Annotated in this window: 20 protein-coding genes; 1 reads left to right on the top strand and 19 read right to left on the bottom strand. The window is 33.5% G+C overall.

Annotated elements, in window-relative coordinates; genetic code table 11:
- Positions 1-16: 16 nt before the first annotated feature.
- The 8 genes from QZ260_RS02660 to msrB form a co-directional block, all read right to left on the bottom strand.
- Positions 17-973 carry an aldo/keto reductase gene (locus tag QZ260_RS02660; protein ID WP_295982425.1) on the bottom strand — a complete coding sequence of 319 codons (957 nt, stop codon included), beginning with the start codon at positions 971-973 and terminating at the stop codon, positions 17-19.
- A 1-nt stretch (position 974) separates the two neighbouring features.
- Positions 975-1,250, bottom strand: a complete 276-nt coding sequence (locus QZ260_RS02665; protein ID WP_295982427.1) for a hypothetical protein — start codon at positions 1,248-1,250, stop codon at positions 975-977.
- Between the two features lie 304 nt (positions 1,251-1,554).
- Positions 1,555-1,953 carry a peptide-methionine (S)-S-oxide reductase gene (locus QZ260_RS02670; protein WP_365969065.1) on the bottom strand — a complete coding sequence of 133 codons (399 nt, stop codon included), beginning with the start codon at positions 1,951-1,953 and terminating at the stop codon, positions 1,555-1,557.
- The gene (locus tag QZ260_RS02675) at positions 1,953-3,515 is read right to left on the bottom strand and encodes a protein adenylyltransferase SelO (RefSeq protein ID WP_295982429.1); all 1,563 of its coding nucleotides are present in this window, start codon (positions 3,513-3,515) and stop codon (positions 1,953-1,955) included. The genes QZ260_RS02670 and QZ260_RS02675 overlap by 1 nt, the downstream gene beginning before the upstream one ends.
- Positions 3,512-3,760, bottom strand: coding sequence for a glutaredoxin domain-containing protein (locus tag QZ260_RS02680; protein ID WP_295982431.1), 249 nt, complete (start codon positions 3,758-3,760; stop codon positions 3,512-3,514). Before QZ260_RS02680 ends, QZ260_RS02675 begins: the two co-directional genes overlap by 4 nt.
- A 3-nt stretch (positions 3,761-3,763) precedes the next feature.
- Positions 3,764-4,252 carry a TlpA disulfide reductase family protein gene (locus QZ260_RS02685; RefSeq protein WP_295982433.1) on the bottom strand — a complete coding sequence of 163 codons (489 nt, stop codon included), beginning with the start codon at positions 4,250-4,252 and terminating at the stop codon, positions 3,764-3,766.
- 37 nt (positions 4,253-4,289) lie between these two features.
- The gene (msrA, locus tag QZ260_RS02690; RefSeq protein ID WP_295982435.1) at positions 4,290-4,829 is read right to left on the bottom strand and encodes a peptide-methionine (S)-S-oxide reductase MsrA; all 540 of its coding nucleotides are present in this window, start codon (positions 4,827-4,829) and stop codon (positions 4,290-4,292) included.
- Complete coding sequence (gene msrB / locus QZ260_RS02695) at positions 4,819-5,280, bottom strand: peptide-methionine (R)-S-oxide reductase MsrB (RefSeq protein ID WP_295982438.1); 462 nt, start codon at positions 5,278-5,280, stop codon at positions 4,819-4,821. Before msrB ends, msrA begins: the two co-directional genes overlap by 11 nt.
- Before the next feature lie 202 nt (positions 5,281-5,482).
- Between msrB and QZ260_RS02700 the strand changes: the two genes are divergently transcribed.
- Positions 5,483-6,685, top strand: a complete 1,203-nt coding sequence (locus QZ260_RS02700) for a Pycsar system effector family protein (RefSeq protein ID WP_295982440.1) — start codon at positions 5,483-5,485, stop codon at positions 6,683-6,685.
- Here the strand turns inward: QZ260_RS02700 and QZ260_RS02705 are convergent.
- The 11 genes from QZ260_RS02705 to QZ260_RS02755 all read right to left on the bottom strand — a co-directional run bounded on the left by QZ260_RS02705 (position 6,682) and on the right by QZ260_RS02755 (position 26,198).
- Entirely contained in the window at positions 6,682-9,054 is a 2,373-nt protein-coding gene (locus QZ260_RS02705; RefSeq protein WP_295982466.1) for a GAF domain-containing protein, read from the bottom strand. The genes QZ260_RS02700 and QZ260_RS02705 overlap by 4 nt on opposite strands.
- Positions 9,055-9,154: 100 nt before the next feature.
- Positions 9,155-10,807: an alpha-amylase family glycosyl hydrolase gene (locus QZ260_RS02710; protein WP_295982444.1), complete on the bottom strand. Its 1,653-nt coding sequence runs from the start codon at positions 10,805-10,807 to the stop codon at positions 9,155-9,157.
- A 4-nt stretch (positions 10,808-10,811) separates the two neighbouring features.
- On the bottom strand, positions 10,812-12,692 hold the full coding sequence (locus tag QZ260_RS02715; protein ID WP_295982447.1) for an alpha-amylase family protein: 1,881 nt from the start codon (positions 12,690-12,692) through the stop codon (positions 10,812-10,814).
- An 82-nt stretch (positions 12,693-12,774) separates the two neighbouring features.
- Positions 12,775-14,892 carry a glycoside hydrolase family 97 protein gene (locus QZ260_RS02720; protein WP_295982449.1) on the bottom strand — a complete coding sequence of 706 codons (2,118 nt, stop codon included), beginning with the start codon at positions 14,890-14,892 and terminating at the stop codon, positions 12,775-12,777.
- A gap of 39 nt (positions 14,893-14,931) precedes the next feature.
- Entirely contained in the window at positions 14,932-17,241 is a 2,310-nt protein-coding gene (locus QZ260_RS02725; RefSeq protein ID WP_295982451.1) for a glycoside hydrolase family 65 protein, read from the bottom strand.
- 113 nt (positions 17,242-17,354) lie between these two features.
- On the bottom strand, positions 17,355-18,032 hold the full coding sequence (pgmB, locus tag QZ260_RS02730; protein ID WP_295982455.1) for a beta-phosphoglucomutase: 678 nt from the start codon (positions 18,030-18,032) through the stop codon (positions 17,355-17,357).
- Positions 18,033-18,635: 603 nt separating this feature from the next.
- On the bottom strand, positions 18,636-19,292 hold the full coding sequence (gene fsa / locus QZ260_RS02735) for a fructose-6-phosphate aldolase (RefSeq protein ID WP_271757028.1): 657 nt from the start codon (positions 19,290-19,292) through the stop codon (positions 18,636-18,638).
- A gap of 81 nt (positions 19,293-19,373) precedes the next feature.
- Positions 19,374-21,422, bottom strand: a complete 2,049-nt coding sequence (locus QZ260_RS02740; protein ID WP_295982459.1) for a transketolase — start codon at positions 21,420-21,422, stop codon at positions 19,374-19,376.
- 155 nt (positions 21,423-21,577) lie between these two features.
- Positions 21,578-21,844, bottom strand: coding sequence for a hypothetical protein (locus tag QZ260_RS02745; protein ID WP_295982460.1), 267 nt, complete (start codon positions 21,842-21,844; stop codon positions 21,578-21,580).
- A 45-nt stretch (positions 21,845-21,889) separates the two neighbouring features.
- A complete protein-coding gene (locus QZ260_RS02750; RefSeq protein ID WP_295982461.1) occupies positions 21,890-24,607 on the bottom strand; it encodes a PQQ-binding-like beta-propeller repeat protein in 2,718 nt (905 codons plus the stop codon).
- 229 nt (positions 24,608-24,836) lie between these two features.
- Entirely contained in the window at positions 24,837-26,198 is a 1,362-nt protein-coding gene (locus QZ260_RS02755) for a glycoside hydrolase family 88 protein (protein ID WP_295982463.1), read from the bottom strand.
- Between the last annotated feature and the right edge of the window lie 139 nt (positions 26,199-26,337).

Below are 26,337 nucleotides of genomic sequence, written 5' to 3' on the forward strand. Positions count from 1 at the left end.
ATAATTACAATTTTATTTAGTTCCAATTTAATGAACTTCGCTCTTTCCAATAGGATTCTGGAGCTTGTTTTAAAGTTTTTAGCAATTTTAATTCTTCGAGAGTAAGGTTGAAATTTAAAGCTTTTAAGTTTTGTTTTAAATGTGTTTTATTTGAAGCACCACTAAGTACGTAAGTTGGTTGTAAATTGTCCATTATAAAACGTAATGCGATAGCATCAACCCCAACCTCATACTTTTTTGATAACGCTTCTAAAATGTTATACACTTTATTATACTGCTGAAATTTTTCATTTCGAAATATACGTCCGTTAGCTAATGCTTCTTTAATTATAACACATTTACCTTGCTTTAATACGTCGCCTAAAATTGAAAAAGAAGACTGATCAAATACATTATACGTTACTTGAAAACTATCAAACAATTCATCATCATTAACTTTAACTTCTATAGCTGCTTTAATGACTTCTTTTTGGTTTGCGCCACTTGTAGTAATACCAATATGCAATCCTGTTTCTTTTTTTATTTGATATAATTGATTTAGAACAGCTTCATTTTCTAAAATGCCACTTTCAAAAGTCGCTGAATGTACTTGATAGTATTTTAACCTTGGAAGCAACTGTTTTGAAACGTCCCATTGCTCTTCCAACTTCTCAGTAGAATGTTCTTTTACTTCATGTTTTCCATCAAAACCTAACTTCCAATTAGCAACATAAGTATACCCCCATTTTGTACCTAAAACCGCATCATAATGATTATTTACATCATTCCATTCCTGTAAAAAAGCTTCACCTTTACCATAAGATGGTGCTGTATCAAAATATCGAACACCCAACTTATAAGCTTCATTCAATACAGAAAAGGCATTCTTTTTAAAGGCATCTTCAGATTTATCAATAGAATTATCTGTTCTAATATTTATATATTCCGGTCTTCCTATAGCCGCTAAACCTAATCCTATTTGGGTTTTTATCATACTAATGCTTATGGTTGTATATTACTTCGCAGGTTTCGCAAGTATACGTGTTCTCATTTATGGTTATCTTATCTAATTTCCTAGCGACATCTTGTATAAATGTATTATAGGTTCCTGCACTTGGGTTTCCATGCTCTCCTTTCATAAACTTATAGTGCTCGCCTTCCCATTCCTGTCTTCCCCAACAATTTGGACACACACCTTCAGGAGCATTTCCCGTTTCTTTATTTTCTGATTTTCTTTTAAAATAAGCCTTAATATTTTCAATTAAATTCATGATAATTAATTCATTAGTTTTGTTTTAATAATGACTTCACTTTGCCACGTTTTGTGTATTGGACAATTCGATGCGATATCTTTTAATTTTGTTTTTCATCTATATTACCAATAAATTTTAATTTTTACTCATGTGGTTCATATAGTCAGGTTTTTCCATAACTAATCCCATTTCATCAAGATGTTCTATGGAGTGTTAGATGTTTTAACTTGTTTTTATTAGTGTAATTTGAAAATCGTTTTAGCAATACTTCCAATTTTGGATTAATAAAACGTTCACAAAAAGGCTTTTCTGGATTATTATACTAATAATTTTGAATTTGCTCTCGTGAGGCTTTGAATGATTCAAAAGGTAGAACTTCTGTAATCAATTTATTCTCAAATTGATTTTGAAGCGATTCTAATATTTGTTTCGCTTCCTGTTTTTGTTCTTTTGAAAACACATATACCGCAGAACGGTATTTGGTGCGCATGGAATGATTAGATGTGCTTTTATGAGTATGTGAATGAATTTCAATTAGCATTCCCAAAGACATATCTTCAGAATTAAAATGTACAATAACCGCTTCTGAAAAGGTAGTATTATCTCCCGTTGAAGACACAAAACCTTGCTCCACTTTTGAAACACCAACTAAAGATTGAAATACTGCTTCGGTACACCAATGGCAACCGCCTCCGATAGCTATTTTTTGTAAAACTTCCATTACGAACTGCAGGACAACATGGAACACCCTACTTTATCTCTTGCCCAATCGGGCCGTTTCGCAAACCATTTTTGATACTCTAATTGTTCATCATATGGCTTTTTGAGCATTTGAAACAATTCATCTATCAACTTATAATCTCCTTTATCTGCATCATCAATGGCTAATTGCGCCATATAATTTCGTAATACATATTTGGGATTAGTAGTATTCATTTTTTCTTTTCTTTCTTCGTCTGAAAACGTCTCTTTTTTTAATCTGTCAGCATAATTTTCAAACCACTCGTTCCATCGTTTTTGAATGTTTCCAACAACCTCTTCTGTCTTATAAAAGGCATCTTGAATTATTATTAATCCCTTTAAGGCTTCGCTTTTTTTGAAATTACCTAAATTCCTAAAGAAAATAGTCATGTCAGTTTCCGTTGAATGCAAAATATCTTCCAATTCTAGAATTAACTTCTGATCATTTTCATCTTCAATATGTAATCCTAACTTTGAACGCATCATGTTAAGCAAACGGGTTTCGAAATCAGTTTTATATTGATTTAAAACAGCTTCCAAAGGTTCTGCATCTTCAATTAAAGGATACATAGCATTTGCTAATTGTAATAGATTCCACAAACCAATATTGGGTTGATTTCCGTACCGGTAACGTTTATGTTGCCTATCCGTGGTGTTTGGTGTCCAACCATATTCATAACCTTCTAACCAGCCATAAGGCCCATAATCTATGGTTAATCCTAAAATGGACATATTATCGGTATTCATCACGCCATGCACAAATCCAACACGTTGCCAATGGATAATCATATCTAAAGTACGGTTTGAAACTTCCTTAAAAAAGGCGATATATGTTTCTTTTGAAGGCTTTCCTAAACGTGAAAAATGATTTCTTATGGTATAATCAACCAAAGTTTTAAGCGTTTCTTCATCTTGTCTTGCTCCAAAAATTTGATAGCTTCCAAAGCGTAAAAAAGATTCAGCTGTTCTACAAACAATTGCTCCTTTCTCGTAAGCAGAATTACCATCATACATAATATCTCGCAATACTTGGTCTCCAGATAATGCCAAAGACAAGGCTCTAGTTGTAGGAATTCCTAAATGATATATGGCTTCGCTACACAAATACTCACGGACAGAAGATCGCAACACCGCTAAACCATCAGCAGTTCTTGAATATGGTGTTTCTCCAGCACCTTTTAATTGTAATACCCAATTTTTATGGTTGTGCTCAACTTCAAATAAATTTATAGCGCGACCATCGCCCAATTGTCCTGCCCAATTTCCAAATTGATGCCCACCATAACACATGGCATATGGTTTTGTATTAGTTAGCACTTCGTTTCCTGTAAAAACTCTTAAAAAAGCATCACTTTTAGCATCAGCATCAGATAACCCAATATTTTCAAGCATTTCTGGAGATACATGTAACAATTCTGGTTTTGCAGTTTGTTTTGGCAATACATTTGAAAAACACGCTTTAGAAACTTGTCTTCTGGTGTTTTCCAAAATTGGATCTGCAGGTAATTTTTTATTAAACTTATCTTTTATATTTAACTTCATATTAATTTTTCAATCCATTTTTTTAATTCGGTATCTGAAGGATTTCTCAATTTCTTTTCTCCAATAGTTACGATTGGAAAATTAAGTTTTCTGTTTTCGTATAAGCTTCTCAATGCTTCTGTATGAGCTTGATTTAATTCTACATCAAGGAATTGATATTCTAAATTCAAATCCTCTAAATATTCTTTATAATACATAGTTTTATGGCACCTTTCGGTGCCATAAAGTTTAATTTCAGGTTTCATGATTTACATGGTTTTAAGCAACTCAATTGCCGCAACTTGATTCAAATGAAAATCTGAAAATACCACATTGTCATGTTTATCAATAAACAAGAACCAAGGTGTTCCTCCTGTTTGGTAGTTCTTCATGATATTAGAAATAGATTTACCATCATCGCCAGCATCATGCCCAAAAGGTATCATTAAATTATATTGCTTTTGAGTTTCTACCATCTTTTCAAAAGTATTGGAATCATGACCTTCAAAAACAGTTTGAACCGCTAGAAAAGCAACACTCTCATTGCTCTTTAAAGCTTCTACCATTTTTTTTAAATCTGGCAACCCTTTACTATGACATCCTGGACACCAACTTTGAAAACAATAGATAATTTTAAATTTTCCTTTAAAATCTGAAAGTTTTATTGGTTCTGTTTTACTTCCATAGGCATCAATCCAGTTATTGACTTCAAATTCTGGAGCCTTAAACACTTTAACACCTTCTAATTGATTAGACATCTGTTGTCCCTTTCTTTAAATTTAATTTTCATTAATTCTACTTCAATTTATCTGAATGAAGTTTTCTAAGTTTTGCCAATTTTGGATTAATTACAAAACTGCAATATCCTTGTGACTGATTATTTCTATAATAATCTTGATGTTCTTTTTCCGCTTCATAAAAAACAGCTAAAGGACTAATTTCAGTCACAATTGGGTTTTCGTAATACCGCGAAACTTCTTTTGAAACAATTTCAGCTATTTCCTTTTGTAACTCGTTATGATAATAAATCACTGAACGATACTGCGTACCTCGATCTGCACCTTGTTTATTCAACGTTGTAGGATCGTGCGTAGTCATGAATATCGCTAAAATATTTTCATAAGAAATAATATTGGCATCAAACGTAATTTGTACCACTTCGGCATGGCCTGTCAAGCCAGAACATATCTCACGGTATGTGGGATGTCCAGGAACATTACCTCCGGAATACCCCGACACTACTTTTTCAACACCTTTTACTTCTTGAAATACTGCTTCTGTACACCAAAAACAGCCACCACCAACTGTGGCAATTTGTAAATTGTTAGTTCTCATTTGTAACACCTTTCTCTAATTGCATAGATTCTGAATTAATGCAATATCGCAATCCACTAGGCTCAGGACCATCAGGGAAAATATGACCTAAATGCGCATCACAAGTATTACACATAACCTCAACGCGCACCATTCCAAAAGCTCCATCCCTTTCGTATTTAATAGCGTTTTCTTTAATAGGTTGTGTAAAACTTGGCCACCCAGTATCCGATTCAAACTTAATAGAAGAATCAAATAGTGGCGTATCACAACACACGCAATTGTACTTTCCAGCTTCATGAATACTGCAAAGCGCGCCACTGTGAGGTCTTTCTGTTCCTTTAAGTCTTGTAATTCTAAACTGCTCTGGCGTTAACAACTCTTGCCATTCGGCTTCTGATTTTTCAACTCGTTTATCTGGAGTTGGATTTCCTTTCACGGAAAAGTTGATTACTTCTTTCCAAGTTAGCATACTTTTTGTCCTTTCTTTGTTAAATTATTATATGCTTTCAATACTAATCATAAGTCGAAACTATGTTCAAAAACTTACAAGCTTTTATTTTTTGGTATTATTGAAAGCATTAATGAAATTTACGACAAAATATATCGTTATTAATACTTTATTTTAATGTTCTCAAAGTTTAGTATTTTTACTGAAAATACCATTAATATCTATGGACACCTTAACTGATAAAGTTGAAAAATTTGTGATTAATTTTTTAAATGTAAATTTAAATACTTCTTTTGTTTATCATAATCTTACTCACACGCAAAGCGTAGTTAAAAAAACCAATGAGCTCGCTAATCTTTCTAAGTTGAATGACACTGAAAAAGAACAACTTACCATAGCCGCTTGGTTTCATGACACAGGCTTCACTAAATCGATTAAAAACCACGAAGAAGAAAGTGTTACTATAGCTAGTGCCTTTTTAAAAGAACAAAAATATACAGAAACCGATATTAAATCTGTTTGCGATTTGATTCTTGCTACTAAAATCGAGCACGAGCCAAAAAATCAGTTAGAGAAAATAATTAGAGATGCTGATTGTTCTCATATAGGCAGTAAATACTATATAGAAGTATCTGAATTACTTAGGAAAGAGTGGGAACTAAACTGCGATAAAACGTTATCTGAAAACGAATGGTTGGACGAAAATATTAATTTTCTAACTACTAAACATCGTTTTCATACTAGTGAGGCCGCTGCAAATTGGAATAAAAGAAAAGGAAAGAATCTTTCAGAATTACTCACGACTAAGAAAAAAAATAACGAAGAAAGCAAAAAATTAAACCAGAAAAAAGACGAATTAACCTTCAAAAAAAATAAAGTAGAATTACCAGAACGCGGTATTGAAACCATGTTTCGGGTTACCTTAAAAAATCACATGCACCTAAGTAACATTGCTGACACAAAGGCCAATATTCTGCTATCAGTTAATGCTATTATAGTATCTTTAGTATTGTCTAACCTTGTATCTAAACTAGATAATCCTTCTAATGATTATTTAATTTGGCCTACCGTTATTTTTGTTCTATTTACAGTAGTATCAATTATATTATCTATTATGGCCACCCGCCCAAATATAACAAGGGGTAAATTCACTAAAGATGATGTTGCGAATAAAAAAGTAAACCTACTATTCTTTGGAAACTTTCATAAAATGAGCCTTAAGGATTTTGAATGGGCTATGGGCGAAATGATGCAAGACAGGGACTATTTATATTCTTCAATGAAAAAAGATTTATATTTCCTTGGACTTGTTTTAGATAAAAAATATAAAATACTGCGACTAACCTATAGTGTTTTCATGGTAGGCATTATAGTCAGTGTTATTTCTTTTGCTCTAGCATTTCAATATTCAAGTGGTAAAGTTTAAGCCTTAATTTCCTTCATTAAATCATTATAAGTATAAAAGGCTTTATCTTCTTCATTTTTATGATAGAGCACGCTTACACGAATAGCTTTTAGCCCTGTTACTGCTTGTAAATCTTGAAGCTCAACAATCTCTAAATCGGTATCTAAGTAATTCTTAGACTGTAAAAACTTAACATATCTCAAATATTCTCTTTCGTCTTGTTTCTGAGAATAGATAATTGATATTTTACCTTTTTGAGTAACACGTTCTTTGGTGCCTTTTATAAAGGCTTTATCGACTCTTTTTTTAACAATTTCGTAGCGAGCATTATAAGTACCGTCAACATCAAACTGTTTTTCATCCATCCTAAAACTTATAGATAGAGGTTGATTAAACACCAATATCATCGATGCCACATCTAATGATACTGGAAACTCTGATTGCATTTGGTAATATGAATTTTCCATTTCGCACATGACTTGTAATTGCCATAATCTTAAATTATATAAATAAATAGAATTAAAACTATCTTCTTTAGTAATAGATTCGCCTACATACATATTATGCTCTACTCCGTCTGTTTTAAAACGCTCAAAGTAATGCGGATACATTTGTTGCGCTTCTACTTGCTTTCTATCTAAAAGTGATGCCATTTCTTTATTAATCAAAGCAATGGTATCATCATACTGCTTCCTATAATTATAAAGCACATTTACTTTATCATCAATACTATCAAAATACCCTTGAATTTGTTCTTTTAATTCGTCTGTAGTATATAAATGCTTCAATCCAGGTTCTATGTCTTTCTTAAAGAATTCCGAGATTTGCTGCTCGCTATCCACCTGAAAATGCTCTTTCAATCCTTTTAAATATTCATCAATTTGATAGATAAATTGCTCATAAATTGGTAATTCTTCTAATTCTAAAGCACTTTCAAAAATACTTTTTACCGCGGTTAACTGGAGTGTTAAATCCTGTTGCGTTGCCTTATTTCGCGCTTCCGAAGAGCCTTTAATATCGATCTGCCCATAAAGCGGGTAAATATTTTCAAATGCGATCTTTTTAAAACTAGCCTGTTCGCCACTTCTTTCCGCTCTAATAAAATCTTTTGCCTCCTTTTCAAATCGCCAATGAACACTGGGATGAATAGAGGTACATTCTTTTTGAATAATAGCTTCAATTAAATTCTCTTCTTCATTTTTTGAGCGTTCAACAGCCGAAACGATATATGGCATCACATCAATTAATTTATTGGCATTAATACTATTAAGTACTTGAGGTTTATTAGACACTATTTCAATAATACCCAATAAACCATTTTCATTAGCAATTGGAGCAAATATGGCGCTTTTAACCCCTTGCTCATACAGGGCTGTTATATGTGGGGCCCGACCTTTTGCTTTTTTAAATACTTTGTCAACATCTGATACTGAAAAATATTTGTTTTCATTAAGCAATCTATTGTATGACCAACTACATAATGCATCTGCGCAACTTGCACTCTCAGAATTATTAAGTAAAAAGCTTTTCATGCCAATACCATAAACACGCTCAAAAACATTTTCTTCTTGATTATAAATTGAAAACCCGACTTTAATATCATTAATCCCTAAAAGGGATCTAAAAATTTCATTAAACCCTTGCATAAAGCTTTCATCCTTGTCCTTATCTTCTCCTATAAGGCTAGATTTTATGTTAGAGATTGACTGATCATCAGTTACATCAAAAATATTAGAGATTACAAAGCCTTTAAATATGTAGCTATTTGGTGGGAACTTTTCTTTCCAAAGGGCTATGTTTTCGAAATTATCTAATAAATTATCATAATCATCTTGAGTGATTTTAGGCGCTATCTCAGTTGGAATAATCTCACAAAAATCAGCGTTATATAATATTTTGTAATAATGAATTATCCCATTTGCGTCTGGGATTTCATAAAAAAACGGTCTCTTGAAATTTAAATTATACCCATAACAAAAACTTAAAATAATATTACATGCGATAATGTACCTATCATCCTCTGGCATATTCTTTATTTGAAGCTCAAAATTATCGCCTGCTATTTCTAATATATTTTTAAAACGTTCTGAAGAGTTAAAAATTAAATTATGAAAAGGTACTGAAGCGGTTTTAATTTCATTGTTAGTTAAAATTGGAGAAAATGAATCTTGAAGAATTGTATTAATCTCTTTTTCTCTCTTTTCTAATATAGAAACATCGCTGAAACCAGATCGCAATTCCGGGTATGCCTCTGCTATTTTTAATATGCGTCTAGACTTTTCCGAAATAAATTTATCATTACTGTTAGCTAAAGTTTCATAATGCTTAAGTAGCATATTAAAACTTATTTTTAAGTTTAAAGGTGATTCTATATTATCATTAATATCCATGATGTTAGCTTTCTGATCAAACAAAGTTACAAATTATTGTATTAGACGATAATAACTAGACTTCCTAACTACAAATTTGTTACTTCTAGATAAAGGATTCTTATATCTTTTCTAGGAGCAGAATATTAAATTTAGAATCAATAGTAATTTTTCCATCAACTACCTTATTCAAAATACCTGAATATGCATCGCGAAGTGTATCAGCATTTTCAAATACCTTAGAAACATCTAACACTTTTTCTCCAATGGGTAAATCTAAACCAACAACAACTAAATCTTTATAATTACCTTTTGAAAAACTTCTGTAGAACAAATAAGGAGATTCAGAAATCATTTGATGGACACCCGCACCAATAGAAGGATGGTTTGCCCGAAATTGACCTAATTTCTGCCAATGTTCCATAATTGCTTTTGTTCTAGACGTATTTTGAATAGCGTCCCAATTCATAAAAGAGCGCAATGTTGCATCACCTATAGTACCATCAACAACAAGCGATCTTGCTGACTCATCACCATAATATACTTGAGAGGCACCAGGACATAGTAATAATTTAGTAGCGGTTTCAAAAGGCTTTTCTCTTGTGGCATCAAAAGGCTGTCCATCATCATGTGAACTTAAATAGTTTAAAACTCCATATCCTTTTAATCCCGAATTTAGTATATCTGAATATTTTTTAAAAAGCGCTTCTTTCGACATTTGAGCTGCATCCCACTTTACTTCAAAATTAATGAGTCCATTAAATGCACTATCAAAATAGTTCACTTTTTTATCTCCAAAATCGAATGCTTGAGCATTGGAAATACCGTAGTTATAAACCTCACCAACTAAATAGAAATTATTATCATCAAGTACTCTCTCAGGATTATTTTTTTTGAATTGCCCAAAAGCAAAATCACATTGCTTTTTAAATTCTTGCCACACATTTTCTTCTACATGCTTCACTGTATCGACCCGGTAACCATCAATCCCAAATTCAGTGATGTAATCGGTAAGCCATTTCATAATATAAAAACGTGGCGCTCTCGGGTGTCCTGTTCGTTTAAAAAATCCATTTAATTCCACCATTTCCTGCTCATATCGGCCTTCTGCTCTCCATTTTTCAACGAGTTGTACTGGTAACTCAGCAGCTTCATCACTTTCAGTTTTAATATCTGGAAGGTTTTTTACCAATGTACACGTAATTGTATTATCGTAGGATTGATAATTACATTGCGGTTCGGTGCGGACCCAATTCTCTGGCCATATAGGATCTTTATCTGTTACTGGTCCTGTATGATTTATCACTGCATCTAACAACACACGAATACCATGGTTGTGAGCAGCATCAACTAATTCATGCAAATCATCTTTAGTTCCAAAGTTTGGATCTATTGTTGTCCAATCACTAGCCCAATACCCATGAAATCCATAACTTAAACCAGTTCCTTCATCGGTTCCTCCATGAATTTGCTCTACAACAGGTGTCATCCAAATGGCATTGATTCCTAAATCCGTGAAGTAGCCTTCTTTTATCTTTTGTGTAATGCCTTTAATATCTCCACCTTGGAAATCGCGAAGCTTTCCTGTTTCTAAGTTTCTATCAAAATTAGTATCATTAGAATTATCGCCATTATTAAATCGATCCGTTAGCAAGAAATACACATTTGCGCCTTCCCAGACAAAAGGTATTTTTGGTTTTACTTGAGAGTTATTTTTTTTGTCTTCACAATTAAAAAAAACTAAAAACGAGATTACGATTAATAAATACTTCATATTTCTATTTAATTTTTAAGATAAAAGATTCTAAGGCATCTAGCTTTATTTTGATAGTCCCAATACCCTTTTCTACTTTTAAAGTTGAATTGAATTGATTGTATAATTGATCTTCAATCTCTAAAGCCGCATCATCCAACTTCCAAATTTCAATTATACTATTAGGTATTTTCAATTCAAATTCAGTGCCATTATTATCGTCAAAATTTGAAACAATGATGAGCTTTTCATTATCACTCCAACGCACAAAAGACAGAATTTTATCGCTATAACCTCTGACATGCTCACGATTATATAAATGAATATCTTGGTAGTTTCTTGTTAAAGCAGAACTGTTTATTGTGAAATTTAAAAGTCTTTTGTAAAAATCTCTTAAATCCTTTTCTTCACTCGTTAATTGCCCACCATCAAACTGTTTGTTATTAACCCAACGCTGATGTGCTGGAACACCAACATAATCAAAGATTGAAGTTCTGGTAGACGAACCAAATCCGGCGTTTTCAGAACCATCTTCACCGACTTCCTGACCAAAATAAATCATAGTTGGTGCTGTTGTTGATGTTGCCGAAACCACCATAGCAGGCATCCCTTTTTTAGCGTTTCCTGCAAAACCTAGACTAGCTAAACGTTGTTCATCATGGTTTTCTAAAAAGTGAAGCATGTGATGTTCTATGTCTTTTAAATCATCAAAAATTGGGAGAATATGATCTGTTTTACCTTTTCCTTGCATCACACTTTTTATGGTATCATACAATTGGACTTTATCATATAGATAATCCATTTTTCCCTTCTTGATATAATCTCTGTAAAGCGCGGGATTATAAACTTCAGCCAATAAAAAAGCATTCGGATTTTTCATTTTTATAGATGAATTCATAAAACTCCAAAACTCCACGGGTACCATTTCTGCCATATCATAACGAAAGCCATCAACACCCATATCTAACCAATAGAGGGCAATATCTCTAAACATTATCCAAGAATTTGGAACGGTTTTATCTTTCCAGAAGTCAAAATGTTCCTCATAATTTTCATTATCAAACCCTTCAGGAAGATCTTCAAAATCCTTTTTCCCTTCCGGTGAAATTCCATAATTAACTTTTACGGTTTCATACCAATCATTCATATCTGGTTGAGATAATCTTGACCCATTCCCTGTCCATTTTGCTGGTTTTTCAGGAAAATAATCATCCTTAAGGGGATGTTTTTCATTTCCTAGAGGCGAATACCCATTTCCCCAAACAGGCACTTTAAATACTTCATTAGGATTGTAATAAAAGTTATTATTTACGTGATAAACGACAGATATATCATCATCTTCACCAAAATCTCTTATACCTTCTGGCTTTGAAATACTGTGATAGTTTCGCGCCACATGATTTGGCACAATATCAATAATAGCTTTTAAACCAACTTCGTGTGTGCGTTTTATAAGTGCTTGAAATTCCTTTAATCGTTGCTCAACATTTTCTGCCAAATCAGGATTTACATTGTAATAATCTTTAACCGCATAAGGCGATCCTGCGCGCCCTTTAACAATATCGGGGTCGTCACTTGAAATTCCGTATTTAGTATAATCTGTAATCACATCATGATGAGGAATACCTGTATACCAGATATGTGTTACGCCTAAATTTTTTATTTCCTGTAAAGCGCGTTCTGTAAAGTCATTAAACTTTCCAACACCGTTTTCCTCAATCGTTCCCCAAGGTTTGTTTGTAGTATTCGTATTCCCAAATAATCGTGTAAAAACCTGATAAACAACCAGCTTGTTTTCCTCAATTACCTTTATGCTTAATCCTTGTTTTTCTGGTGCTTGTTTTTCTTGAACACAACTTAAACAGAGCATCATTAATACCAAAAAAATGTATTGTACTAATTTCATTCTGATTTTCATTTAAGTAAAACCTACCACCAATTTATAGGTTCAAAACGTGACACATGATATATTTGAATTCATGAAAATTTCAATTAACTTCCTTAATACTTATCGCATAACCACCTCCAGGAACAGATAACTGAGATAATTTTGATTTACTCGTTACCTTTTTTATCTTAATAGTATAGGCTTGCGGGTTGGTTTTGTAATGTGCATCCTTAGCATCGGCATAAATAGTAGCCATGTATGTTTTTCCTTTTTCAAGGAAATTCAATTTGATATTCGAGGTTCTAGAATTATTTCCGTTTACGTTACCAATAAACCAATTGTTACTCGCTTTTTCTTTTCGCGCCACTGTAATATAATGGCCAGGTTCCGCCTCCAAATATAAACTTTCATCCCAATCTATTGCTACATCTTTTATAAATTGAAAGGCGTCCATAAATTGCTCATAATGTTCTGGTAAATCTGCTGCCATTTGCAACGGACTGTACATCGTCACATACAATGCCAATTGATTTGCAATGGTGCTATTTACATGAGAATTATTATTAGGATTAAGTTTACTGATATCCATTTCAAAAATTCCAGGGGTATAATCCATCGGCCCACCAATTAAACGTGTAAATGGCAAAATAGTGACATGATTAGATTTTGAACCACCAAAAGCCTGAAATTCAGTTCCTCTTGCAGATTCATTTCCAATTAAATTAGGGTATGTCCGACAAATACCTGTTGGTCTTACGGCCTCATGCGCATTTACCATGACTTCATAATCCGCTGCTTTTTCTAAAGCATATTGATAATGATTTATAATCCATTGGCTATAATGGTGTTCCCCGCGAGGCATAATATTACCAACGTAACCGCTCTTCACAGCATCGTAACCGTTATCTTTCATAAATTGATAAGCGGTATCCATGTGGCGCTCATAATTTCTTGTCGATCCAGATGTTTCGTGATGCATAATCATTTTAACACCTTTTGACTTTGCATACTTATGAATTTCTTCAACATCAAAATCTGGATATGGTGTTACAAAATCAAAAACATAGTCTTTAGATTTTCCAAACCAATCTTCCCAACCTTCGTTCCAACCTTCTACCAAAACGCCATCAAAACCATGTTCTGAAGCAAAATCGATATAACGTTTTACTTTCGTATTGTTTGCTGCATGAGTCTGGTTAGGTTTCACAGTAGAATAGTCTGTTACACCTAATTGAATTGCAGGTAATTCATCGGTATAAGACCAAGAACTTTTACCGGTAATCATTTCCCACCAAACACCAATATATTTAACTGGCTTTATCCAAGACGTATCTTCTATTTTGCATGGGTCATTCAGGTTTAATGTCATTTTTGAAGTCAAAATATCTCGTGCATCATCACTTACCATAATGGTTCTCCAAGGTGTATTAGATGGTGCTTGCATATATCCTTTATCACCATTTACATCTGGAGTTAACCATGATTCAAAAATCATGCTTTCTTCATCTAAATTGAGATGCATACACGAGTAATTAATTAACGCCGCTTCGTGAAGATTGATATATAACCCATCAGTAGTTTTCATCATTAAAGCAGTTTGCACACCTGTTTTAGAAAATTGTTCTTGCGATGCATTATCAGTGACAGATTTATCAAATTTTTCTCGTATTTCAGATAATTTAGATTCCGTATAATCATATTCTTGAGAATCATAATCTCCCGGTATCCAAAATGCAGTATGATCTCCTGTCATAGCAAATTGGGACCTCTCTTCTTTGATTACGAAATAAATCAAATTCTCTTGTTGCGGAAACTCATAACGAAAACCTAAACCTTCATTAAATAATCTAAAACGGATAATAACAATTCTATTGGTTTTGTTTTGTTTTAGGCTAACCGCTAATTCATTATAATGATTTCGTATTTCTTTTTCCTCTCCCCAAACTGGTGTCCAAGTATCATCAAAAGTTGAATTCTCAGTTTTAAGAATCGCAAAGTCATTCAATAATGATTTTTTATCATCTTTTAGCTCCAACCCTAAATGACTTGGCTTTATAACATCTTTATTTTTATAGGATAATTCATAAGTAGGTGTACCATCATTTTCTAAAGAAAATGTCATAGTTAATTCACTATTAGGTGATTTCAATTCTTGTGAATTAGCAAGATTGAAAACTGATAATAATACAGTAAAACTTAATATATATAGAAATTTCATCTTATTTATTTTAGCACTATAATTGATTCAGAACCTTAATTAGCTTTCAGCTTTTAATACTTTATTTTCTAACGACAATGGTTTGTTATTCACAAGAATTTCAAGATCATCACCACTTAGTATTTCAAAATGTGTCTGCTCTTGAGTAACTTTAACCTTTATAATATGGTTTCTAAAGTTTACTTTAAATGAATAGCCTTTCCATTGGTTAGGAATTTTTGGAGTAAATGATAGCCTATTACCTTTAATTCTCATACCACCAAAACCTTCAACAATACTCATCCAGGTTCCCGCCATAGAGGTAATATGCAAACCTTCATGTACTTCATTATTGTAATCATCTAAATCTAATCTAGAAGTACGCAAATAGAAGGTATACGCTTGCTCCATTCTATCTAATTTAGTTGCTTGAATACTATGAACACAAGGTGATAATGAACTTTCATGAACTGTAAATGGTTCATAAAAATTAAAATGACGTTCTAATACTTCAGTAGAAAATTGGTCTTCAAAAAAGTAGAAGCCTTGTAAAACATCGGCTTGTTTTATATATGGTGAACGCAGGATTCTATCCCAACTCCATTTTTGATTGATAGGCCTCTGTGTTTTTGGTAAATCTTCAACGGTAATCAACTCTTTATCCAAAAACCCATCTTGTTGTAAATATACTTGATGCTCTTCTGAATATGGAAAATACATGTTATCTGCAACCGCTTTCCATAATGCTAATTCTTTCTTAGATACTTTTACTTTTTTGGTAATTCTTGAAAAGTCTGAAGCATATTCGTTTTCAATTTTTTCAATTTGCTCAAGCGTATAATCAATACACCATTTTGCTAAATAGTTCGTGTACCAATTATTATTTACGTTATTCTCATATTCATTTGGCCCAGTTACACCAAGAATAACATACTGGTTTTTGTCTTTGGAAAATGTGGCACGCTGTTGCCAAAAACGAGCAATTCCAATTAAAACTTCTAGTCCTTTTTCTGGAATATAACTGTAATCTCCTGTATAGCGGTAATAGTTGTAAATAGCGAATGCTATGGCTCCATTTCTATGAATTTCTTCAAAAGTAATTTCCCATTCATTGTGACATTCCTCACCATTCATAGTGACCATAGGATATAAAGCTGCACCGTCAGTAAACCCTAATTTTTGAGCATTTTCAATGGCTTTTTCTAAATGATTATAACGGTACTCTAAAAGTGCTCTGGCTACCTTTTGGTCTTTAGTCGCCATATAAAAAGGAATGCAATAAGCTTCAGTATCCCAGTAGGTACTTCCTCCATATTTCTCACCCGTGAACCCTTTAGGCCCAATATTTAATCTTGAATCTTTACCTAAATAAGTTTGGTTTAATTGGAAAATATTAAATCGAATTCCTTGTTGTGCTTTTATATCACCTTCAATAGTAATATCAGCCATTTCCCAAATAGTTGCCCAAGCTTGTTTTTGCTCTTCAAGCAATTGATTAAACCCTTTTTTAGTTGCAGTTTTTAGAACTTCTTTTGCCCTTTCAATTAATTTCGATTTGTCATGATTTCTATCTACTGTATATCCTCCAAATTTTTGAATATAATACGTATCTCCTTTTTTTACTGGGTATGCATAACTAAATGACATATAATTTGAATCAGCTTTTATCCCCGGCTCAACCATTATGGGCTTATCCGAAACAAAAACTTTCGACTCCATGAATGTACAGGTACAGAAATCTGTTTTCATCGTTTTAGCTTCAATAAAAGCTTGATTATTTACATGACTTACATCGGTTGTATCCCAAAACTTATCATCCCAATTGGTGTCTTCATTTGTAATACCAGAATCTAAATACGGTTGAAATATTATTTCAGCATCTTTATTTACTGGTTTTATTTCATATTTAATAGTTCCAACTTCATCTAAATCTAAGCTTAAAAACCGTTTTACAGATACCTCAACCTGAACATCATTTGACAAAGTTGCTATAAAATATCTAGACAACCAGCCTTCTTTCATATTGAGTTCGCGCTTGAAACTATCAACAGATTTACAAGTGTTTAAATCCAATGGCTCACCATCAACTATAACGTTAATCCCAATCCAGTTTGGCGCATTTAATACTTTAGCAAAATATTCTGGATAGCCATTTTTCCACCACCCTACACGTGTCTTATCAGGGTAGTAAACCCCAGCAATATAGCTTCCTTGAAACGTTTCACCTGAATAGTGTTCTTCAAAATTGGCACGTTGCCCCATCGCACCGTTACCAATACTAAATAAACTCTCTGAAGATTTTACACGACTCGCATCAAAACCTTCTTCGATGATGGACCAATTATCTGGTTTTATATAATCCTGGTTCATTTTATTTATGATGATAGATAATAGACATTATATCGCTTAGCTGTTAGACTTTACTATTTAATAACTCCATTTCTCGATTATTATTTTTTTTTTAAAAGCATAAATACTATTTATTATCTATGCTCTATCGCTTTTGTTCTTTTTACCAATCCTTTGACAAAATCGTCAGAAATTTCAGTTAAATTCTCAAAATTAAAATCGGCTTCATGAAGTATTTTTTCATCTCCAACTCCGATTGATATCATATTTGCTTTATTTGCAGCTTCAACACCTGCAATAGCATCTTCAAAAACAACACAATGTTCTGGTTGTAAATTCAATTTTTTTGCTCCAATTAAAAAGACTTCTGGATCTGGCTTAGCTTTAGAAACACTGTTCCCATCTACAATACCAGCAAATCTTTCAAAAAGGTTAACCTGTTTTAAAATTAATGGCGCGTTCTTACTGGCAGAACCTAAAACGTATTTAATACCCAAATTGTCCAAAGTATCTAAAAGTTCATTTACTCCTGGCAGAATTTCTTCAGACCCCATTTTGTTGATATATTCAAGATAATGGCTATTCTTACTGATAAGATATTCTTGTTTCTTTTCATCGGAAATTTCCACTTTCCCAATATCTAAAAGAATCTCTAAAGACCTTACACGACTAACACCTTTCAGAAGTTCATTATGCGCTTCGGTAAACTCAAAACCTAAATGATCTGCAAGGTCTTTCCATGCTAAAAAATGATATTTAGCAGTGTCTACAATAACACCATCTAAATCGAATATGACTCCTATTTTCTTCATTTATTATGATTGAATTACATCGTGAACATCTTTTACTTTATAGACTAAAGACGCCACAATTAAAAAAACTAATTCCACTCATTATTAAGCAATATATTGTATGATTTCCATAAGCATGTTTCACAAGTGCCCTACCAATTAAGCCGCTAATAATTTGAGGGATTACTTTTAAAAAAGTTAATTATCCCAAATTTATCAGATAATTAAAGTCAATACTGTGTTAACAATTTAAATCAAAAACTTCTTTAGCTTTCTTTAAAATAGTTGTTTTACTCCCTAAATTTACAATCCGTGTATTACACTTTTTAAAGATTTGATAAAAAACACTCATTTTTTTTAACGAAAACGTTTTAGTAAATCGATATTTCTGTTAAAACCGAAACGTTTTATACTCATCTGAGTTTCAAGCTTAAAATTAAGAAAGTGAAATCTGTTAATGTTAACCACAGTAAAAAGCTTGTTTTTAAATTATATGTATTTAATATATAACCTAAAAAATGGAGGACTTCATAAAGATTTAGTTTAGTTTTTTTAATCAAAAAAGCTTCTCAATTCCTATTTGGAACATGAGAAGCTTTTTACTTTTTAAAAGACAACAGTATTCTAGCTATTCCCTTTTTTATAGTCTTCTAAAAATTTAGCTAAACCAATATCAGTTAAAGGATGTTTTAATAAGCCTTTTATTGATGATAACGGCCCAGTCATAACATCGCTACCTAATTTAGCACAATCTATTACGTGCATCGTATGGCGCACTGATGCCGCTAAAATTTGAGTTTCAAAACCGTAATTATCATAAATCTGTCTTATTTCAGCAATTAGGTTTAAACCATCTGTTGAGATATCATCTAATCTCCCAATAAATGGTGACACATAAGTTGCTCCTGCTTTAGCTGCTAAAAGAGCTTGTCCAGCAGAAAAAACCAAGGTTACGTTAGTCTTAATTCCTTTATCTGAAAAGTATTTACAGGCTTTAATACCATCAGCAATTATTGGTAATTTCACAACAATCTGAGGGTTTAAAGCAGCAAGTGCTTCACCTTCTCTAACCATTCCTTCAAAATCTGTTGAAATCACTTCTGCACTAACATCTCCTTCAACTAAATCACAGATTTTCTTGTAATGCCCAATAATATTGGCTTCACCCGTAATACCTTCTTTAGCCATTAAAGATGGATTTGTTGTTACACCATCTAAAACACCTAAAGCTTGTGCTTCTGCAATATCATCAAGGTTTGCTGTATCTATAAAAAATTTCATTTGTTTGTTTTTATTGTTATTTATCTGTCGAATATAATTTGCATGTAATCATTTCAATTCATATTGAAAATCTTGTCATGCTTATTTTATTAAAACGTTTGTATTTAAATATTCCATTACATTTTGGCTCACTTGTTCTCCAGTAAAACCAAATTTTTCATCTAATACGCTTGCTGGTGCTGAGTACCCAAAATGGTCAACTCCAAAAACTTTACCGTTATCTCCAACAAGACCTTCTAAATTAACAGGTAATCCTGCTGTTAAACCATATAAAGGTTTATTCTTAGGAATAACACTTTCTTGATATGCTTTAGATTGTTGTCTAAATACGCCTTCTGAAATAATGGAAGCAATATTTACTTTTAACCCTTCTTTTTCTTCAAGCAATTTAGCCGCTTCAACTAAAGTTGAAACTTCTGATCCATTAGCAATTAAAACAATATCTGGATTCTCTACTTCTTTAACTAAATACCCACCTTTTTCAGCTGCTAAAGCTTCTTGATATCTTGACTCACCTTGTGCAGGAATATCTTTGATACCTTGTCTTGATAAAATTAATCCTGATGGTGTATTTGTATTTTCTAAAGCCATTTTCCAAGCTACACTCGTTTCTGCTGAATCTGCTGGACGCATTGCCAAGAAACTATTTTTACCGCTATGGTTTTTAAGCTTCTCTAATAATCTTATTTGTGCTTCTTGCTCAATTGGCTGGTGAGTTGGTCCATCTTCACCTACTCTAAAGGCATCATGTGTCCAAACATATTTCACACCTAATTCTTGAATACCACTCAAGCGAATGGCCGGTTTCATGTAATCTGAAAACACAAAGAATGTTGCTACTACAGGTATAATTCCGCCGTGTAAAGCAATACCATTAGCAATACAAGCCATTGTTAATTCTGCAACTCCCGCTTGTAAAAACGATCCACTAAAATCTCCTTTTTGTAATGCCGATGATTTCTTTAAGAACCCATCCGTTTTATCACTATTAGATAAATCGGCAGAAGACACAATCATATTTTCTACATTTTCAGCTAAATATCCTAAAACATTAGATGAGGCAACTCTGGTGGCTAAACCAGTTTTATGTTCGATCGATTCAAAATCTAAATCCGGAAGTTCGCCTGATAAGAAGAAATCTAATTTATCTGCAAGTACTTTATTATTTTTTTTCCAAGTATTAATTTCAGATTTCTTTTCTGCAGCTTGGGATGTTTTCTTTTTTAATAAGTCTGTATAGAAATCACTTACTTCTCCATAAATATCAAAAGGATTTTCAACACTCGCACCTAAATTCAATAATGTTTTTTCGTAATCTGCTCCTGTAGCTCCAATAGGCTGACCGTGCAATTCACAATACCCTTCAAACATGCTACCATCTGCAGTAACGCAACCTTTACCCATTATGGTTTTACCTATAATAAGAGTTGGTCTTTCAGTTTCATTATTAGCATCAGTTAAAGCTTGTCTGATTTCATCATGATTATGTGCATCAATGGTAACTACTTTCCAGCCCCACGCTTCATACTTCATAGCCGTATTTTCACTAGTTACCTCATCGGTAGATGTAGATAATTGTATATCATTAGAATCAAAGAACATAATAAAGTTACTTAATCCTAAATGACCTGCAATTCTACCAGCACCTTGAGAGATTTCCTCTTGAATACCTCCATCTGAAATAAAACCATATACTTTATGATTCATCCAATCTCCAAATCTTGCTTGTAAAAACTTAGCCGCAATTGCCGCTCCAACACCCATAGTATGACCTTGTCCCAATGGACCAGATGTGTTTTCTATTCCTCTAGCAACATCAACCTCTGGATGACCTGGTGTAATGGAGCCCCATTGTCTGAAGTTTGCTAAATCATCTTTAGCATAGTTCCCTAAAAGATAGTACTGAGCATACATTAAAGTAGATAAATGACCCGCATCCATGTAGAAACGATCTCTAAATGCCCAAGTCATATCTGAAGGATCATAATTAAAAAATTCTGAATACAGAATGTGCATAAAATCTGCACCTCCCATAGGACCACCTGGGTGACCCGATTTTGCTTTTTCTACCATAGCTACAGCTAATGCTCTAATATTATCTGCTGCTTGTTGATCAATTTGTTTGTTCATTTTTTTAATTGTGATTTATATTTAATGGCTTTAAAACGTGATATTTAGTAGAATAAAAATCTTCCAAAAAATACATTTTTTGCAAATATATAATCTTTAAGTTGTTAGGGATTAAGAAATGCCAAAATAATTTAATAACACCTGTTAACATCTCTCTATAAAGGCCATTTATCGAATGATAAATAGTACAAATAAAAAAGCCAACTCATATAAGTCGGCTTTTTGTGCGGGAGAAGTACTTCTCCTCCAACCAATTCTTGAACTTTCGCAAGAATATCAACCAGATTAATAAGTGTATCCAATTCTGAATGATGACAACTGATAAAGGTTTCATCTTGTTCAATTGGCTGTGCTTTACACAAGCCAATCATAAAGTAAACACCCAAGGTGAATATAATTATTTGACTTTTTTTAAGATTCATAATTTTTAAAAACTCATCCTTTGCATTTTTATTTTTCCAAATTTTCTATTCAATAGCATGTACATACCCATCAGCGGCTAATACATATACTTTATCTCTATAGATACATAAAGTAGATTCTTCTACACGATGTCCCAATTTAAAAATCCAATGTGGTTTTCCTGTTTTTTGATCTAAACAGTAAAAGAAAGGCGTATTTCCTGAGGCGATATAAACACGTCCACTAGCCAAAGCAGGGGCAGACAAACCTCCACCATCTGGAAAGGTCCAATTCACTGCAGCTGTTACGGGGTCTACGCTATACACTCTACTCGATACAGGAATACCACGTAATCCAGCTCCAACGCGCGCTGTAAAAAAAGCAACACCATCGGTAAAAGCGGGACTCGCATTAAAGCCAGAATGCACGCCTTTTTCTTCATCATTTGTGTTTCCCCTATTCAAAAGTTTTCCCGTTTTGCCATCAAAATAACTAAAAATATTCTTGCTACTTGGTAAATATATCTTTCCGTCTTTGGCTATTAAAGTCCCAGAATCGAGATGAATCCCATTATTTTTCCAAATAATTTCTCCTGTTTTCTTATCGAAAGCATATAAAGATCCACTCCATGAACCAAAATAAACTAAGTCACCATCTATAGCGGGTTCTGCAGGTACCGATTTTATGGTTGGGTACATCCAAACAATATGACCCGTTTTAGCATCTAAACAAACCGCATAGCCGTTAACCGTTGGAATATAAACCAATCCGTCATCTACGGCGGCAGAACCCCAAACCCAGCCTCCGGGGATTGTTTGTTTCCAGACCAATTCACCTGTTTCGGCATCTAAACAATAGAAAAAACGTTCTCCACCTTGTTGACCAGCATATACTTTTCCATCTGCAATGGCAGCTCCTACCGAAATAGCGCCTCCCATTTCAAACTTCCAGTTTTCTTTTCCCGTATCTGCATCTACAGAATATAGAAAACCACTTGGTGTTCCAAATACAAGTTTACCATCTGCCGCTGTTGGTTTACTTTGATAAAATGTACCCCCAGACAATTGATCTGTAAAAATACGTTCGCCTTGCTCATTTTCAAATCCACATAGAATGCTTTTTTCCCATAGCATTTTACCTTTATTTCCTAAACAATACATCATAAGATTACTGTCAGTAATTAATAGTTCTTCGCCATTGCTAACTAAATCGGCATAGATAGCATGCGTGCTTATTTTTTTTGTCCACTTCACTTTTCCTTTGTGGTTTACATTGTATAACTGACCACTAATAGTTGCAAAATAAATGTCATTATCGTTAACAATCGGGCTTGAACGAATCCAATCGTCGGTTTTAACTTTCCATAGTAATTTTCCGGTAGTGGCATCCAAACAATAAAAATTCTTTTCGGCAGATCCAACATAGATTTTGTTATTTTTTATAACGGGCACCGTGAAATGTTTACGTGCGCCTTTTTCAGGGTTCGGCACTTTAAACTCCCATTGTAATTCTCCATCAGCTTCTTTTAAACAATACACACTTCCTCCGTTTGCGCCAAAAAAGACTTTGCCATCTTCAATGGCTACAGCTGTATTAACAGATCCTTTGGTTTTAAAATTCCATGCAACCCGAACTCCTTTTAGATTTAGTGCATACACATACCCTTCCATAGTTCCTTGAAACACCTTATCGCCAGAAATAACAGGTTCTGCCAAAGCATCAATATTGCCCACATTAAAATCCCAAAATTTCTTCTTATTTTGAGAATCGGCGCATATTAACCTGTTTAGTGGTTGACAGATCGCCGGAGTACCATAAATATCATGAACTCCGAAAGGATACACCACATACTCTTCATTACCAGTTACGGCGGCATAACGGGTTCGGTAATCTACATGACCCGCATAACGACGTGCTTCCGTTTTTCCAGTTTCTTTATTTAAATATACGAGGTTACGTGCTTGACCTTCGTTTCCGCCGTGTGAATTGATTTCCCTAAGAACAACCTGATTGTTTATCAATAAGGGGGTTGAGGCTATTCCAGGGTATTTATAAATACCAAACAAAGGATGCTCTTGTGATGATTTCCAAATCTCCTTTCCTGTTTTTAAATCCAAACAAAAAGAGGTTGCTCTCATACCTGGTGACGCCACATAAACACGGTCACCTTCAATTACCGGTCGGGCATACCAACCCAAACCAACTGGGAATTTCCATTTTTCGCGTCCATAACTTGGTCCTGGCGCAGTGGTCGCTCCATTATTGTGTTTGTTGGCCTGAAACATGGGCCAATCGGCTGACATATCACCACCTGTTACTTTAGTTTCTCCTTCAAAAGGATTGAAAATTGGTCCGTTATCGGTTAATTCTTTCTGAATTTTTTCCATGTGTTCAAAACCTTCATCAACGGTTGCACACATTTTAACCATCGCTTCTATATATTCTTTACTTTGTTTATCATCAGCAATAGATTTTGATTTTTCGTGCCCCGTTTTCATTTCAAAAAACGATTTAGATTTATTAACCACACGTTCTAATTGATAGTATTTCTTATCAATATCGTAAAACGAAACCGTATTTGCTCCTTGTTGTTGCAATGCGCCAAGCCACATATAAAGCATCAAATGATGTTCTCTGAAATTTGATTGCGTGGTTTTATCTTTTTTCACTTCTGCTATGACGCTGTCAATATCAGAATCACAACTAATTAATTTTTGTGCGACCAATTTGTTAGAAAATAGGAGTACTATACATATTAAGAACGTCCATATTTGTTTATTCATTTTATTGTTTTTTAAGTTTTGGTTTACAATCGTTTTCACAGTCTCTTAAATTTTTATTTTCAATTATAATTATTACTCCAAAGCAAATGCAACCAAACCTTTTATGGACACAAACATCATATATAGATTAAAGAGTAGTGTACATCCTTTGTTTAAACAAAGAACCAAAACAGACAAAACGAAAAGATTGTAAAAAATAGTTTTCATTATAAATAGTCTTCAAATTTCATTAATAGAGATGATCAAAAAATGTATAATAACTTTCTTGGTTCATTTTATGCGCTAAAAAACATAGTTCTACCATATGATAATCTCCCCACATACTTGATTCATTGGCGGGTACTTTTTGACCTTCTGGAATATGATCCCAACCATTTGGCCAATGGTATACTGAATGTTTTAGAATTCCCTGATGCGCTGGTTCTACGGCAAGATAAGCATTGGTTAATAAAGTCCGTAATGTTGTGAATCCTGCTTGCTCGTATTTTTTAGCTGCTGTTGGGTCACTTTCTTTTAACAAATTTGAAAGTCGTAATAAGCCTTGTGCTCCTATGGCTGCTGCAGAACTATCAATTGGTTCAAAATCATTGTGTATTTCAGCTTTTCTATCTTGGTATTTTCCTAAATGATGCAGATTAGGTGCACCCGTATCCCAATAAGGAATACCATCTGATGACGTATTTTCAATATAAAAATCACAGGTAGCTTTCGCCGCTTTTAAGAAACTAGCTTTTACTTCTTCTATGCCTTCATAATCTACTGAATCTTCATTTAGATATTCTAAAAATTCGGGGAATCCGACCATCGCCCAAGCCAGTCCTCTGGTCCAAGTAGTAAATCCTGAAAAGCCTTGTTGAGAATTCGGACAACGGTAATTTCCATCATTCGTATTAAAAATGGATTCGTGTGCTACGCGTCCCCAAGTATCATAGGTATCTCTTCCTTCGCCATAAAAAACGGCATATTTTGCCGTCGTCATTCCATGGATTACTGCTCTTTGAAGTAAATCTATTTGTTTGTCGTTTTCATCTAACAATCGATGTCCGAGTTTATGAGCAGCCAACAATATTCTTGTGGTTCTAATGGTGTCTATAAACAACGAATGAGGTCCATTAAAAGAATATATAAATCCCCCATCTTTTACATCTGTCCATCGTTTTGATTGGATAGAACCTGACATAGAAATAGCCAATTTATAAAAGTCTTTTTCTTCTTTACTTGCCTCCAAAATATTCTGATTGGACATACGCAATAAATTACCGTAAGTGCTTAAATTATTAAATCCGTGATCGTGCACCCCAAAATGACTCAAATGATGTGCCATATTAGAAACCGTTTTTTCTTTTCCAAGTGCTAGCATGTCTTTATCTCCAGTAGCCTCAGCAATTAGCAAGGGAATTCCAAATTGAAATCCTTGAGTCCATTCTGTCCAACCTCTCGTTGTATATTCTCCATTTATGGTAAATACAGGAGCGCCTTGTGAGGCATCGTATTTTTTGTTTAGGATTTCAACCTTCGTTTTAGCCAAATCCCAAAAATTCTTTAGCGATTCATTTAGATCAGAACCTTTGATATGTGAATCTATAATCATGTTGTGTTTTTTATTTAATTGTCTTGTTGTGCTATTTTTACTGCCAATACATCAAAATCAACATCTGACCCTGAAGTTGTTCTTGTAGCATCCATCACTGCCGATTTTGCCAAAGCATAAGCAATTGGTTTCATTTCTA

Source organism: uncultured Algibacter sp. (genome assembly GCF_905480415.1).
Lineage (GTDB): Bacteria > Bacteroidota > Bacteroidia > Flavobacteriales > Flavobacteriaceae > Algibacter_B.

Coding starts and splice junctions, on each gene's coding strand:
- fsa (WP_271757028.1), bottom strand. CDS start 19,292: ATGAAATTTTTTATAGATACAGCAAACCTTGATGATATTGCAGAAGCA.
- QZ260_RS02715 (WP_295982447.1), bottom strand. CDS start 12,692: ATGAAATTAGTACAATACATTTTTTTGGTATTAATGATGCTCTGTTTA.
- QZ260_RS02700 (WP_295982440.1), top strand. CDS start 5,483: ATGGACACCTTAACTGATAAAGTTGAAAAATTTGTGATTAATTTTTTA.
- QZ260_RS02720 (WP_295982449.1), bottom strand. CDS start 14,892: ATGAAATTTCTATATATATTAAGTTTTACTGTATTATTATCAGTTTTC.
- QZ260_RS02755 (WP_295982463.1), bottom strand. CDS start 26,198: ATGATTATAGATTCACATATCAAAGGTTCTGATCTAAATGAATCGCTA.
- QZ260_RS02675 (WP_295982429.1), bottom strand. CDS start 3,515: ATGAAGTTAAATATAAAAGATAAGTTTAATAAAAAATTACCTGCAGAT.
- QZ260_RS02705 (WP_295982466.1), bottom strand. CDS start 9,054: ATGGATATTAATGATAATATAGAATCACCTTTAAACTTAAAAATAAGT.
- msrB (WP_295982438.1), bottom strand. CDS start 5,280: ATGCTAACTTGGAAAGAAGTAATCAACTTTTCCGTGAAAGGAAATCCA.
- QZ260_RS02750 (WP_295982461.1), bottom strand. CDS start 24,607: ATGAATAAACAAATATGGACGTTCTTAATATGTATAGTACTCCTATTT.
- QZ260_RS02670 (WP_365969065.1), bottom strand. CDS start 1,953: ATGGAAGTTTTACAAAAAATAGCTATCGGAGGCGGTTGCCATTGGTGT.
- msrA (WP_295982435.1), bottom strand. CDS start 4,829: ATGAGAACTAACAATTTACAAATTGCCACAGTTGGTGGTGGCTGTTTT.
- QZ260_RS02710 (WP_295982444.1), bottom strand. CDS start 10,807: ATGAAGTATTTATTAATCGTAATCTCGTTTTTAGTTTTTTTTAATTGT.
- QZ260_RS02680 (WP_295982431.1), bottom strand. CDS start 3,760: ATGAAACCTGAAATTAAACTTTATGGCACCGAAAGGTGCCATAAAACT.
- QZ260_RS02740 (WP_295982459.1), bottom strand. CDS start 21,422: ATGAACAAACAAATTGATCAACAAGCAGCAGATAATATTAGAGCATTA.
- QZ260_RS02685 (WP_295982433.1), bottom strand. CDS start 4,252: ATGTCTAATCAATTAGAAGGTGTTAAAGTGTTTAAGGCTCCAGAATTT.
- pgmB (WP_295982455.1), bottom strand. CDS start 18,032: ATGAAGAAAATAGGAGTCATATTCGATTTAGATGGTGTTATTGTAGAC.
- QZ260_RS02660 (WP_295982425.1), bottom strand. CDS start 973: ATGATAAAAACCCAAATAGGATTAGGTTTAGCGGCTATAGGAAGACCG.
- QZ260_RS02745 (WP_295982460.1), bottom strand. CDS start 21,844: ATGAATCTTAAAAAAAGTCAAATAATTATATTCACCTTGGGTGTTTAC.
- QZ260_RS02725 (WP_295982451.1), bottom strand. CDS start 17,241: ATGAACCAGGATTATATAAAACCAGATAATTGGTCCATCATCGAAGAA.
- QZ260_RS02665 (WP_295982427.1), bottom strand. CDS start 1,250: ATGAATTTAATTGAAAATATTAAGGCTTATTTTAAAAGAAAATCAGAA.